12 protein-coding genes and 1 pseudogene are annotated in these 13264 nt (G+C 38.4%); 10 read left to right on the forward strand and 3 right to left on the reverse strand.

The genetic code is table 11. The features are described from left to right. The 8 genes and pseudogenes from D8847_RS04780 to D8847_RS04815 all read left to right on the forward strand — a co-directional run bounded on the left by D8847_RS04780 (nt 1) and on the right by D8847_RS04815 (nt 8565). On the forward strand, nt 1–915 hold the full coding sequence (locus D8847_RS04780; RefSeq protein ID WP_419991699.1) for a restriction endonuclease subunit S: 915 nt from the start codon (nt 1–3) through the stop codon (nt 913–915). Between the two features lie 82 nt (nt 916–997). Further along, nucleotides 998–1234: an AbrB family transcriptional regulator gene (locus tag D8847_RS04785; protein ID WP_000260600.1), complete on the forward strand. Its 237-nt coding sequence runs from the start codon at nt 998–1000 to the stop codon at nt 1232–1234. Then, nucleotides 1231–1641: a type II toxin-antitoxin system death-on-curing family toxin gene (locus D8847_RS04790; protein WP_057489160.1), complete on the forward strand. Its 411-nt coding sequence runs from the start codon at nt 1231–1233 to the stop codon at nt 1639–1641. Before D8847_RS04785 ends, D8847_RS04790 begins: the two co-directional genes overlap by 4 nt. A 112-nt stretch (nt 1642–1753) precedes the next feature. Further along, nucleotides 1754–2719, forward strand: coding sequence for a site-specific tyrosine recombinase/integron integrase (xerA, locus tag D8847_RS04795; protein ID WP_125840798.1), 966 nt, complete (start codon nt 1754–1756; stop codon nt 2717–2719). A gap of 94 nt (nt 2720–2813) precedes the next feature. Next, nucleotides 2814–3326: a restriction endonuclease subunit S gene (locus D8847_RS04800; RefSeq protein WP_185757927.1), complete on the forward strand. Its 513-nt coding sequence runs from the start codon at nt 2814–2816 to the stop codon at nt 3324–3326. 28 nt (nt 3327–3354) lie between these two features. Continuing rightward, on the forward strand, nt 3355–6705 hold the full coding sequence (locus D8847_RS04805; RefSeq protein WP_125840800.1) for a DEAD/DEAH box helicase family protein: 3351 nt from the start codon (nt 3355–3357) through the stop codon (nt 6703–6705). A gap of 17 nt (nt 6706–6722) precedes the next feature. Further along, nucleotides 6723–7495: pseudogene (locus D8847_RS04810) on the forward strand (DNA polymerase beta superfamily protein). Between the two features lie 8 nt (nt 7496–7503). After that, nucleotides 7504–8565: a hypothetical protein gene (locus D8847_RS04815; RefSeq protein WP_125840801.1), complete on the forward strand. Its 1062-nt coding sequence runs from the start codon at nt 7504–7506 to the stop codon at nt 8563–8565. 150 nt (nt 8566–8715) lie between these two features. On the opposite strand, the gene D8847_RS04820 is transcribed toward D8847_RS04815, so the two are convergent. From D8847_RS04820 to D8847_RS10785, 3 genes are read right to left on the reverse strand one after another with little or no spacing between them, the layout of a single operon-like run. After that, nucleotides 8716–9531, reverse strand: coding sequence for a TIGR03943 family putative permease subunit (locus tag D8847_RS04820; RefSeq protein ID WP_125840802.1), 816 nt, complete (start codon nt 9529–9531; stop codon nt 8716–8718). After that, nucleotides 9528–10433 carry a permease gene (locus D8847_RS04825; RefSeq protein WP_125840803.1) on the reverse strand — a complete coding sequence of 302 codons (906 nt, stop codon included), beginning with the start codon at nt 10431–10433 and terminating at the stop codon, nt 9528–9530. Before D8847_RS04825 ends, D8847_RS04820 begins: the two co-directional genes overlap by 4 nt. After that, nucleotides 10434–10565 carry an SPJ_0845 family protein gene (locus D8847_RS10785; protein ID WP_125840804.1) on the reverse strand — a complete coding sequence of 44 codons (132 nt, stop codon included), beginning with the start codon at nt 10563–10565 and terminating at the stop codon, nt 10434–10436. A 130-nt stretch (nt 10566–10695) separates the two neighbouring features. On the opposite strand from D8847_RS10785, the gene D8847_RS04835 reads away from it, so the two are divergent. Together D8847_RS04835 and D8847_RS04840 are read left to right on the forward strand one after the other, a co-directional pair. Beyond that, on the forward strand, nt 10696–12825 hold the full coding sequence (locus tag D8847_RS04835) for a Tex family protein (RefSeq protein WP_125840805.1): 2130 nt from the start codon (nt 10696–10698) through the stop codon (nt 12823–12825). Then, nucleotides 12812–13255, forward strand: coding sequence for a SprT family protein (locus D8847_RS04840; RefSeq protein ID WP_125840806.1), 444 nt, complete (start codon nt 12812–12814; stop codon nt 13253–13255). Before D8847_RS04835 ends, D8847_RS04840 begins: the two co-directional genes overlap by 14 nt. Nucleotides 13256–13264 lie beyond the last annotated feature (9 nt).

Here is a 13264-nt window from a genome sequence, read left to right on the forward strand (position 1 = left end):
ATTGGTGAGGTAGCTATATTAGATATTGATGCTGCAACAAATCAGGCTATAGCAGGTTTACATTTAAAGTCTGAAAAAGTATTAAAAGATTATCTTTATTTTTTCCTTCTTTCTATTAAAAATAGAGTAAAAAATGATAGTAGAGGAGTAGCTCAGAATAATATTAATTTAACTTACTTGAAAAATATAGAGGTCCCTATTGTTGAAAATAGTATCCAGCAAGAAATTTGTAATAATTTAACTAAAATAAATCAAATAATTACTCAGCGTAATCAGCAACTCGTAGAACTCTCAAACCTTGTAAAATCCCGATTTAACGAGATGTTTGAAGAGTATCCTGACTCAGTATTCTTGGATACATATATAAAAGAGCTAAGAGCAGGTAAAAGTTTAGCTGGTGAGGAAAATAATAAGAATAAAGTATTAAAAACAGGAGCTGTATCGTACGATTATTTTAATTCATCTGAAGTAAAAAATTTACCAATTGATTATATTCCCTTAGATGAGCATAAAGTTGAAATAGGGGATGTAATTATTAGCCGTATGAACACTTCTGAACTAGTTGGGGCTGCTGGGTATGTTTGGGCTATTAATAATGATAATATATATTTGCCAGATAGATTATGGAAGGTTATTCTGAACGATCGAGTAAATCCAGTATTCTTATGGAAACTTATTACAAATGAGAAAACAAAATTAAAAATTAAGAGAATTGCCTCTGGAACTAGTGGGAGTATGAAAAATATTTCGAAATCAAAATTTTTACAAATTAGAGTTCCCCTCCCGCCTCTTTCCCTCCAAAACGAATTCGCAGACTTTGTGGCTCAAGTCGACAAATCACAATTGGCAATTCAAAAATCTCTGGAAGAATTGGAAACCTTGAAAAAATCACTTATGCAGGAATATTTCGGTTAAGATCTGAGATGAAATAGCAGCTTTACACTATCGTTGTAATTACCGTAATTATTTGTTATAATACTTCAAAGGAGGAAATCAGATGGTCGTAAAAACAAGAAAACAAGGAAATTCAATCACCATTACGATTCCAAGCGAATTCAATATTCCAAGTGGTGTTAAATATGAAGCAAAATTGTTACCAAGTGGCGAAATTATCTTTACTCCTGAAGAATTGGATCATCAGGTCTCTTATGTTTCTGATGATGCCTTTAACTTAAAATTGGATACAATTTTTGATGAATACGACGATGTTTTCAAAGCTTTGGTGGAGAAATGACAGTCTATCTAACAGAAAAGCAAATTGAAAAAATCAATGCTTTAGCAATTCAACGGTATTCTCCAAATGAGCAAATTCAAACAGTTAGTCCTTCAGCGTTAAATATGATTGTGAACTTACCAGAACAATTTGTTTTTGGCAAGCCTCTTTATCCAACAATTTTTGATAAAGCAACAATATTATTTGTCCAATTGATAAAGAAGCATGTCTTTGCCAACGCTAATAAACGAACAGCTTTCTTTGTTTTGGTGAAGTTCTTACAATTAAATGGTTATCACTTTACTGTTTCCGTGGAAGAAGCGGTTGATATGTGCGTGACTATAGCGGTAGAAGCTTTAACTGATGAAAAAATGATAAGCTACTCTAAATGGGTTTCTCAACATTCTGTCAGAGAAAAAATAAGCTAGTATGTTGGATTTGAATGAGTATTAGAAAATAAACAGACAATATTAGAATTCTGAAATGCAGAAACTGATATTGTCTCTTTTTATTGATGAGTAATAATGAAAGTGAGAATTTATGGAATCAAAAGTTACAATTATCATACAAGAAATGTTACCCTTTTTAAACAATGAACAATTACTAGCATTGCGAGAGAGTTTAGAACGCCATCTAGTTGATGGAAAAAAGAAGCAGAAGCATTCGAATAATAATCTGTTGCAACTATTCATAACTGCTAAGCAGGTGGAGGGCTGTAGCGCAAAAACAATACGTTATTATCATAGAACAATTGAAAATTTGTTTCATCATATTAAGGAGTCTGTGACACAACTGACAACAGATGATTTAAGGAGTTATCTAGCAAATTATCAGTCTGAAAAGGACTGTAGTAAGGCGAATTTGGACAATATTCGGCGTATATTGTCCTCTTTTTTTGCTTGGCTTGAGCAAGAGGAATATATCATCAAGAATCCTATTCGAAGGATTAAAAAAATTAAAACAGAACAAACTGTGAAAGAAACTTATACGGATGAACATCTCGAAATTATGAGAGATAATTGTGAAAATTTAAGAGATTTGGCAATGATTGACCTACTAGCATCAACAGGTATGCGTGTAGGAGAACTGGTCCAGTTGAATCGTTCTGATATTGATTTTGAAAACAGAGAGTGCGTTGTTTTCGGAAAAGGAAAAAAAGAAAGACCCGTATATTTTGATGCTCGTACGAAAATTCATTTAAGAAACTATCTCAATGATAGAAAAGATAGTCATCCAGCTCTTTTTGTAACGCTAGTTGGAAAAGCCCAGAGACTTGGAATTGCTGGTGTCGAGATTCGATTGAGAAAGTTAGGACAAAAACTTGGAATACAAAAGGTTCATCCACATAAATTCAGAAGAACCCTAGCGACTAAGGCGATTGATAAAGGAATGCCTATTGAACAAGTCCAAAAACTACTTGGTCACAGCAAAATTGATACAACCCTGGCCTATGCCATGGTAAACCAAAGCAATGTCAAACATTCACACCAAAAATTCATCTCTTAACCGCAAATCCCGATTTAACGAGATGTTTGGGGATCCTGTTTTTAATGAAATGAGATGGAGAAGATGTAAGTTAAAGGATATATCAGTAGAAAAATTGGCTTACGGATCAGGGGCATCAGCAATTGACTTTTCAGGATTAAGATATATTCGTATAACTGATATTGATGAATGTGGAAACTTAAAACCTGACAAAAAATCACCTAACCATTATGAAGAGAAATATTTATTAAACACTGGGGATATATTATTCGCTCGAAGCGGAGCTACAGTTGGAAAAACTTTTTTATATTCGAAAGAGAAGTATGGTCCAGCACTATTTGCGGGATACTTGATTAGACTAATTCCTAATCTTTCATTAGTAAACCCTGTTTTCGTTTATCACTTTACAAATACAAAGTTCTATAAAGATTTTATTGCTAAAGTTCAGAATACAGTTGCACAACCAAATATCAATGCAAAACAATATAGTGAATTAGATTTCATCCTCCCCCCTCTAGCCCTCCAAAACGAATTCGCAGACTTTGTAGCTCAGGTCGACAAATCACAATTTGCTTGTGAGATCGTTATAAAACTGTGGAGAAATAGCTTGAAATCTAGTATAATATAGGTATCTATTTGTTCAAAGTGAGAGAAAAATGGGAAATTTTGATTTTCTTTTAAATAACGAAGAGTATGAATCTTTTTCAAAGCCCTGTATAGAAGCTGAAAATATGATTGCGACATCTACTGTAGCTACTGCTTTTATGGCGCGTCGTGCTCTTGAGCAGGCTGTTCATTGGATATATAGTCACGATTCATATTTAGAAGCTCCCTATCGTGCTACCTTATCTTCTTTGGTATGGGATGATGATTTTAGAGAGATTGTGGATCCAGAGCTCCATAGGCAGATTGTTCTTTTAATTCGATGGGGAAATCATGCTGCACATGGTGGAGAAATTAAGGAACGAGAAGCGATTTTGGCTTTGCACCATTTGTATCAATTTGTCAATTTTATTGATTATTGCTACAGTAACGAGTTTGTGGAGCGTTATTTCGACGAGCAGCTATTGCCACTTTCAGCAAACATCAAGTTTCGAGAAACGCCACAATCTATGGCGAAATTACAAAACAGTTTGCCAGATCTTCCTGATTTCGATGAACAGATGGCTAGTCAGTCCTTAACTATTCAAGAGACTTATACTGAAAAACGTGAAACAGCAGCTCTACGGCAAGATGTATCTTTTCATATCGATCAACTATCTGAAGCAGAGACAAGAAAACTCTTTATTGATATCGATCTCCGTTTAGCAGGTTGGACATTTGAGGAAAACTGTCGTGTTGAGGTAGCCGTTCATGGTTTGAAGCATGGTACAGGAATTGGGTACTGTGACTATGTCCTTTATGGCAAAAATGGAAAAGTTCTAGCAATTGTTGAGGCCAAAAAGGCATCTGTAAATCCAGAAGTAGGGGAGGTGCAGGTCAAGGAATATGCTGAAGTTCTTGAGAAACAAATCGGCTATCGGCCAATTTGCTTTATTACCAATGGTTTAAAGCACTACATACTTGATGGTGTTAATCGTCGCCATATTGCAGGGTTCTACTCTCAAGAAGAGTTGCAACTTTTGATGGACAGACGTCACTTGCAAAAACCACTCGAGGATATTTCTAGCAAAATTAGGGACGACATTTCTGGACGTCATTATCAGAAACATGCGATTATAAGTGTCTGTGAAGCATTCTCCAATAATCGGAGACAGGCACTCTTGGTCATGGCAACTGGGTCTGGGAAAACCCGTACAGCGGTTTCCCTAGTTGATATCCTTTCGCGTCATAACTGGGTAAAAAATGTTCTTTTTTTAGCTGATAGAACTTCCCTAGTTAAGCAAGCTTATGATTCGTTTAGGAAATTACTTCCAGATCTTTCAGTTTGTAATTTCTTAGAAGATAAAGATAGTGCTCGATCTAGTCGTATGGTTTTTTCAACCTATCCGACTATGATAGGAGCGATCAGTGATCAAGAAGAAGTAAATCAACGCCCCTTCACTGTTGGGCACTTTGATCTCATCATAATTGATGAATCTCACCGTTCTATTTATCAGAAATACAAATCAATTTTTGATTATTTTGATGCAAGGATTGTAGGATTAACTGCAACTCCGCGTCAAGATTTGGATAAAAATACCTATAGTTTCTTTAACTTGGAGAATGGTGTTCCAACATACGCATACGATTTGGAAGAGGCTGTAAAAGATGGTTATTTAGTAGCTTATCATTCGATTGAAACTAAGTTAAAACTACCAACGGATGGTCTACATTACGATGATTTATCCCAAGACGAAAAAGAATATTTTGATAGCCAATTTGAAGATGGTAGTTCTGAGAAAGATATTGATCCTGAGGATTTTAATACCTCTATTTTCAATAGAAAAACAGTCAAAATTGTTCTAGATGAACTAATGACAAGAGGAATTCAGACAGCTTCAGGTGACGAAATTGGTAAAACCATTATCTTTGCTAAAAACCATCGACACGCTGAATACATCAGAGATATTTTTAACGAACGCTATCCTGAAAAAGGAAGCGATTATGCTCAAGTGATTGATTATAGCATTAAGCATTATCAAACCTTAATTGATGATTTTAAAATTAAGGAGAAATACCCTCAAATTGCAATTTCTGTTGATATGTTGGATACAGGTATTGATGTACCAGAGGTTGTTAATTTAATCTTTTTCAAGAAAGTGCGTTCTAAAACTAAGTTTTGGCAGATGATTGGCCGTGGAACCCGTCTTTGTAAAGATTTATTTGGCCCTGAGCAGGATAAGGAAAATTTCTTGGTATTTGATTATGGCGATAATTTTGAATATTTCAAAGCTGATCCAAGAGAAGGAGATGGCCGTCACATTGTTTCTCTGACTCAACGTTTGTTTAACATCAAGGTGGACTTGATTCGTGAACTGCAGGAGCTTCGTTATCAAGATGATCAGTTTGCTAGAGAATACCGTCAACAACTCGTCTCAGAACTTCATGAACGTATGGTGATCTTAAATGAGTTAGACTTTAGGGTTCGTATGGTCTTAGATACAGTTTATACTTACAGAAAGTTGGAAAATTGGCAAAATCTAACGACCGTCACAAGTGAAACAATCCAGAAAGATCTTTCTCCGATTCTATTTGAAGAAAATAAAGAAGACGAGATGGCGAGACGATTTGATTTATGGCTGTTTCAGATACAGTTAGGACAACTGTTGGCTAAGCCAGCAACTGTCCATATATCTCAAGTTATGAAAACAGCTAAAGCCCTTGCTAGGGTTGGCAATATACCACAAGTTTTTGCACAGGCTGAAATTATCAGGAAAGTACAAGAACCTGAATTTTGGGAAGAAGTTAGTTTATCCGAGTTGGAAAAAATACGCCTTGCGCTTCGAGATTTACTACAGTTTCTGGATAAACCGGAACGCACTGTATATTATGTCAATTTTGATGATCACATTCTTTCCACTGTCCATGATACTAAGCTATATTTACAAGTCAATGACCTGCGATCTTATAATGAAAAAGTTGAACATTATTTGAAAACTCATCTAGATGATGAAGCAATTTCTAAGTTATACCATAATGAAAAATTGACCTCTCAAGATTTACTTGCACTTGAAACATTGCTATGGGAAAAATTAGGTAGCAAGTCAGATTACCAACAACATTATGAAAATAAGGCAATTCCTAGATTGGTTCGTGAGATTATTGGTTTAGATAGAGAGGCTGCCAATCAAGTTTTTTCTAAATTTTTATCGGATGAGAGTCTCAATGCCAAGCAGATTTCCTTTGTGAAATTGATTGTAGATTACATTGTAGAAAATGGTTGCTTGGAGACTAAAGTTTTAACACAAGAGCCGTTTAAATCGTATGGTTCAGTTCAACTACTCTTTCAACACCAACTCCCTATACTTCGTAATATTGTCCAAACAATTGAACTCATTAATGATCGAGCTGGAGAAGCAGCGTAAATAATAAGAGGTTGTAAATGCAAACGCAAGAAGAAGTGAATGTTCTGGTACCGGAAAAATTAGCAGAAATTGAGCGTGATTACGATGTCACAGTTTTGTGGGCTATTGAGTCTAGTAGTCGTGCCTGGGGCTTTGAGTCTCCTGATAGTGACTTTGATGTACGATTTATCTACAGACAAAAGCAATATTTTTATCTCCGTTTAAATGACCAGCGTGATGTTATCGAGCTACCAATTGACGATACTTGGGATGTGAGTGGCTGGGATTTAGACAAGACTTAAAAACTCCTTTATAAGTCAAATCCAACACTGTTTGAATGGTTACAGTCACCAATTGTCTATCAACAAACGGATTTTATTGAACGCCTACGTCCCCTTGTTAACCAGTATTTTTCAGAGAAAAAATGCTGTATCATTACTTGAATACTGCTAGAACTCAAATGAATAAGTATCTTTCAGGAAACAAGGTTAAACCTAAAAAGTATTTCTATGCGCTGCGGCCCATTTTGGCCTGCCGTTGGATTGAAAAATACCATTCAGTTCCTCCGATTTTGTTTGATGATTTAGTGAAAGAATTGCTTCCTGGTGAGATGAAAGAGCATGTGTCAAGATTGCTTGATACCAAGGTGAAGGGACCTGAAGGTATGGAAATTGATCCGATTATGCCGATCCAATACTACATCATCAAAAATATCAAAGAGTTGAATGCATACGTTCAAAGTGTTAGAGAGGAAAAGAAAGAGTGGGAAGCTCTAAATCAATTTTTCCTTGAAGAATTAGGCCACGACTGAGGTTGTTTATGGGTAAATGGACATGTAGATGCGGGCAAGCAATGAATGACCACCGAGCGCCCGATCCAAATGCTTATTCGGTTTATTCGGATGAGTTGTTTGAAGAAATCATAAATAAAGCTGACGACCATAATAAAATTTCTTATGATGATATTTCTGAAGCATCCTTTTATATGTGGAAGTGCCCTGAGTGTGGTAGTTTTATGGTTTTTGGCGAAGACGGAGAAGGTGATCAATTTACTTTTTATGAGCGCCAAGAAGCAGAAATGGTTGAACTTAAACCTGAACCTCTCTTTGATCCGGCTCAAGAGTTAAATCTTGTTGTGGTTGAGTTTCAGGAGGGAGGGAATGGTTATACTTATATCTGTGAAGACCCAAATATCCATATAGGACACGCTGTAGTTGTCCCAGTGGGGAAGGAAAATACTGAAAAAACTGCTTTAGTTGTACAGAAGTATCATGCCCTACCAAAGGATATCACTTTTCCTGTTGAAAAGTTAAAACGGGTCATCCGTAGGTATTCGCATTTCGACCCACGCACTTCAAAAATCGTTTGTAGAAATTTAATTAAGCTTGGAAGAATTCTTGATGCATGCTCTAAAAACGCAAAACCTGCTAATCAGCAATATTATAGTATCAAAACTCCCTTAGGCTATTTCTGGTTAGAATTAAATGGAGTTCCAATTCCAATGAAAATTACGCAGGTTCAAGTCAAAGATACAAAGTACCAAGTAGATGGTGCCCTTTATATTAAGCCTTCAGAGATTAACTGTAGAAGATTCTATGAACTGGAATTATGTGCAGATTTTGATATTGATGCTTCGAGATGGATCAATGTTCTTTCTGATGAAAATGTTTGGGGCAATAGCTGGGAACTAAATGGTCTTCAATTTGGTATTACTGCAAGGGAATCTCCAGAATTTGAAGACGAAGTTGTTGCAAGAAAATATAGTCGTATCCCACTTTATTATGACTGGCACCCTGAATTTGAAGATTATTATGGATTCAGTTTAGCTTGGAAAAAATACAAGTCTGATAGCGATTTGTCAATAGATTTCTATACAACGTAAGAAGGTCTTAAAACATTAAACCCTATGTCTTACTATAATATTATGAAATAAAAAACGAACAGCCTCTTTTTCTGAGATACGGAATAGAACATGTTCGTTTTTTATATCGAATAATACAATTGGTATATTTTAAAAAAGTAATAGATTTATTTAAAACACGCGATAGACATAAGGATTTTCTGGTTTGTCTACTTTTGTGAAACTCTCAACTTCTAGTGTTGGGAGTTTTTGTTTGAGTTCTTTATGGTAGTGGAGGGTCAGGGTTCCTCTGGCGGTAATCCAAGTATTGTCAGGATACTGGCGTGAGTTTCCCTTGGTCAGGAGTCCATATACACCAGAGTCGGCGATACAGTGGATGATTCCAAAGCGAAAGAGAAACTGGCTATCTGGATGGCTAGGATCGTTATAGACAAAGCCTGTAAACTCGATTTTCTTTCCTTCAAACTCTTGAGGATAGTCATAGAGAACTTCCATGACCTCCATATAGTTTTCATCTGTAACCTGAATGGTTGACTGGGAGAGGTATTTATCGGCTGTAGCCCTCATTTCCTTTTCATAAGCAGATTTGGAAAAATAGGTACTGGTATCGGGTTTGAGGTATTGACTGGATGTTCCTTCGCTTGCCTGAATAGCAGTATCGATTCCCTCAGCAAGTGGGAAATGGTATCCCTTAGCAGAAACGGTTCTCGAGTCCAAACTTACTGTAGGAAAGGCAACTCCAATCAACAGAGGTAGTGACAGTAACAGGATGCTGATTCGCCTAGCTTGACGACTTTCCAAATGGCTGTGAGAGTTGATTTTTTTGATCCAGATATAGAATTGAACCAGGGCCAACAGAAGAGAAAGGACCATAGAGGTATAGACTAGATAGGAATAGTGGAGATTAATGTAGTGACTGAGCTTGCCAGATAGCTGCAGATAAAGGGTCAGAGCAAAATAACCTAGTAGAATGATAAATCGGATCATAGCATCACTCCTATCATGTAAGAATAAAGCAAGACAAGCACTGTCACGATGCCCATGAATTGCCAGATGAAGCGCGCTTTTAGATAGTGTTTCATCATGAGGAGATTTTTGATATCAAGCATGGGGCCAATGACCAGAAAGGCAAGGACTGGCGCTAGACCAAAGCTCGAGAGGAGAGAAGCTCCGATAAAGGCGTCCGCCTCGCTACAAAGAGAGAGAAGAAAGGCTAGAAACATGAGCAAGAGAATCGCAAGGACTGGACTTGCGCTGATAGAGGTCAAGATCCGAGTCGGGACATAGACCTGCACGATAGCCGCAAAGAGACAGCCAAAGACCAAGTAACGCCCCATATCGAAAAACTCATCAATAGCTTGTATGAAGACCTGCAATACTTTTCTAGAGGGACCCAAGTGTGAAAAGTCATGTTCATGACAAGCGATAAGATTCTCTTTTTGAATGGGTTCCTTCCAGAAAAATCCTAGGAAAATCCCAAGCACCAAAGCAATCACAATAGCTCCCAGCGCTCGCAAGAAGGCAAGTTTTATTGAATTGCCAAAGGCAGAATAAGTAGCGAAAAGAACGATAGGATTGATGATGGGAGCAGTCACCAGAAAAGGAACGGCCGTGTAGCTGGGCACTTTCTTTTCCAGAAAACGATTGATAATCGGAACGATACCACACTCGCAGGATGGAAAGAGAAAGCCAATGAAGGTACCAAAAAAGATCCTCCCCCAACGATTGCGAGGAAGAAACTCATAAACTTTATCAGGTGTGATATAGACCTCAATCAATCCCGAAATGAGACTCCCAATCAAGACAAAAGGAAGGGCTTCAATCATGATGGAAAGAAAGATAGCACCTGCTTGTAAGATGCTAGGAGGAAGAGATTGGAAAACAGTCATCTATTTTTTCTTCTCAACTTTTTCTTTTTTGTTTTTGTTATCTGGGAAAGTGACTTGTATTAAGTCAGGAAGTTTGGCGAATTCTTCAAACATTTTGTCCAAGTCATCCGTTTTTGTAAATTTAACAGCCATGGGCCTACCTCTTTTCTACATTCTACCTCTATTATACTATTATTTTCTTGAAAAGGGATTATTTTGATAATCAAAGAGGTAAAAAAGGGTAGGACGAAACAAGGGCTGTTCCTTATGGTATAATAGATTCATGGATAAAAAATATGAAAAAATCTCCCAAGATTTGGGAGTAACCTTAAAGCAAATCGATACTGTTCTAAGTCTGACGGCTGAGGGGGCGACAATTCCCTTCATCGCGCGTTACCGGAAGGACATGACTGGTAGTCTGGATGAGGTGGCGATTAAGGCTATTATTGACCTGGATAAAAGTCTGACAAATCTCAACGACCGTAAAGAAGCTGTCTTGGCTAAGATTCAAGAACAAGGCAAGCTGACCAAGGAATTGGAAGCAGCTATTTTGGCAGCTGAAAAATTAGCAGACGTAGAAGAACTCTATCTTCCTTATAAGGAAAAACGTCGAACCAAGGCAACTATTGCTCGTGAAGCTGGACTCTTTCCTCTTGCTCGCTTGATTTTGCAGAATGTAGATGGCTTAGAGAAAGAGGCTGAGAAGTTTGTCTGTGAAGGATTTGCGACTGGTCAAGAGACCTTAGCTGGTGCAGTTGATATCTTGGTCGAAGCCTTATCCGAAGATGTCAATCTACGTGCTATGATCTATCAGGAAGTGCTGAGACACTCTAAAATCACTTCGCAGGTCAAGGATGAAAGTCTTGATGAAAAACAAGTCTTTCAGATATATTACGATTTCTCAGAGACAGTTGGCAACATGCAGGGCTATCGAACCTTAGCCCTAAACCGTGGGGAAAAATTAGGCATCTTGAAAGTTGGCTTTGAACATGCGACGGATCGTATTCTATCTTTCTTCGCTGCTCGTTTCAAGGTGAGAAACGCCTATATTGATGAAGTTATCCAGCAATCTGTTAAGAAAAAAGTCTTGCCTGCTATCGAGCGCCGCATTCGGACAGAATTAACCGAAAAGGCAGAAGAGGGAGCTATCCAACTCTTTTCTGACAACCTGCGCAATCTCCTCTTAGTTGCTCCGCTGAAAGGGCGCGTGGTTCTAGGTTTTGACCCTGCCTTTCGTACAGGGGCCAAGCTAGCTGTAGTAGATGCAACAGGGAAAATGCTGACGACCCAAGTCATTTATCCAGTAAAACCAGCATCAGCTCGCCAAATCGAAGAAGCCAAGCGAGACTTGGCAGACTTGATTGGTCAATATGGAGTAGAGATTATTGCCATTGGAAACGGAACGGCTAGTCGGGAAAGTGAAGCCTTTGTGGCGGAAGTTCTGAAAGATTTTCCTGAAGTAAGCTATGTTATCGTCAATGAAAGTGGTGCTTCTGTCTACTCTGCCAGCGACCTTGCTCGTCAGGAGTTTCCAGAATTAACTGTTGAAAAACGCTCTGCTATCTCTATCGCTCGACGTTTGCAAGATCCGCTTGCCGAATTGGTCAAAATTGATCCCAAGTCAATCGGTGTCGGGCAATACCAGCACGATGTCAGTCAGAAGAAACTGTCTGAAAGTCTGGACTTTGTCGTTGATACGGTGGTTAACCAGGTCGGTGTCAATGTCAATACAGCCAGCCCAGCACTTCTCTCCCATGTAGCTGGACTCAATAAAACTATCTCTGAAAATATCGTCAAATACCGTGAGGAAGAAGGAAAAATCACTTCACGCGCTCAAATTAAGAAGGTTCCTCGTCTCGGTGCCAAAGCCTTTGAGCAAGCTGCTGGTTTCCTCCGTATCCCTGAAAGTAGCAATATCCTTGATAATACAGGAGTTCACCCAGAAAACTATGCTGCCGTTAAGGAACTTTTCAAACGCTTGGATATCAAGGACTTGAATGAAGAAGCACAAAGTAAACTCAAGTCCCCTTCAATCAAGGAAATGGCGCAAGAACTAGACCTCGGTCCAGAAACCCTTAAAGATATCATTGCTGATCTTCTCAAACCAGGTCGAGATTTCCGTGACTCATTTGATGCACCTGTGCTTCGTCAAGATGTCTTGGATATCAAGGATTTAAAAGTCGGCCAGAAACTGGAAGGTGTGGTGCGTAATGTCGTCGACTTCGGTGCCTTCGTTGATATTGGGATTCACGAGGACGGTCTCATCCATATTTCTCATATGAGTCGCAAATTTATCAAACACCCCAGCCAAGTGGTGTCTGTTGGAGATTTGGTAACGGTTTGGGTTAAGAAAATCGATACCGAACGTGAAAAAGTCAATCTGTCGCTCCTAGCTCCAGATGAATCTAACTGAGTACGTTCAGTTTGTTTCCCTCGAAGACTTTGGTAGACCATTTACCCACCAAGCCCAGTGGAATTCTCGTCTGCGAACGACAGGTGGACGATTTTTCCCTAAGGATGGGCATTTGGATTTTAATCCTAAGGTCTATAATGAACTTGGTTTGGAGGTTTTTCGGAAAATCGTGCGCCATGAACTCTGTCACTATCACCTTTATTTTCGGAAAAAGGGGTATCGGCATAAGGACCGAGATTTTAAGGAACTTTTGAAAGAAGTGGATGGACTGCGCTTTGTTCCCCCTTTGAGAGCCCAAAGTAGTTACCTAGTCTATCAGTGCCAATCTTGCCAGCAAACTTATCAGCGTAAGCGTAGGATTGATACCAAACGCTACCGCTGTGGCGTCTGCCGTGGCAAACTCGTCATCTTAAATCGGCCTAAGGACTGATGTTTGTGA

The sequence above is a fragment of the Streptococcus mitis genome, from assembly GCF_003942795.1.
Taxonomy (GTDB): Bacteria; Bacillota; Bacilli; order Lactobacillales; family Streptococcaceae; genus Streptococcus; species Streptococcus mitis_BJ.

Bases quoted from the DNA above. Each gene is read 5' to 3' on its own strand.
- D8847_RS04785 (WP_000260600.1), top strand. From the start codon at position 998: ATGGTCGTAAAAACAAGAAAACAAGGAAATTCAATCACCATTACGATT.
- D8847_RS04790 (WP_057489160.1), top strand. From the start codon at position 1,231: ATGACAGTCTATCTAACAGAAAAGCAAATTGAAAAAATCAATGCTTTA.
- xerA (WP_125840798.1), top strand. From the start codon at position 1,754: ATGGAATCAAAAGTTACAATTATCATACAAGAAATGTTACCCTTTTTA.
- D8847_RS04805 (WP_125840800.1), top strand. From the start codon at position 3,355: ATGGGAAATTTTGATTTTCTTTTAAATAACGAAGAGTATGAATCTTTT.
- D8847_RS04815 (WP_125840801.1), top strand. From the start codon at position 7,504: ATGGGTAAATGGACATGTAGATGCGGGCAAGCAATGAATGACCACCGA.
- D8847_RS04820 (WP_125840802.1), bottom strand. From the start codon at position 9,531: ATGATCCGATTTATCATTCTACTAGGTTATTTTGCTCTGACCCTTTAT.
- D8847_RS04825 (WP_125840803.1), bottom strand. From the start codon at position 10,433: ATGACTGTTTTCCAATCTCTTCCTCCTAGCATCTTACAAGCAGGTGCT.
- D8847_RS10785 (WP_125840804.1), bottom strand. From the start codon at position 10,565: ATGGCTGTTAAATTTACAAAAACGGATGACTTGGACAAAATGTTTGAA.
- D8847_RS04835 (WP_125840805.1), top strand. From the start codon at position 10,696: ATGGATAAAAAATATGAAAAAATCTCCCAAGATTTGGGAGTAACCTTA.
- D8847_RS04840 (WP_125840806.1), top strand. From the start codon at position 12,812: ATGAATCTAACTGAGTACGTTCAGTTTGTTTCCCTCGAAGACTTTGGT.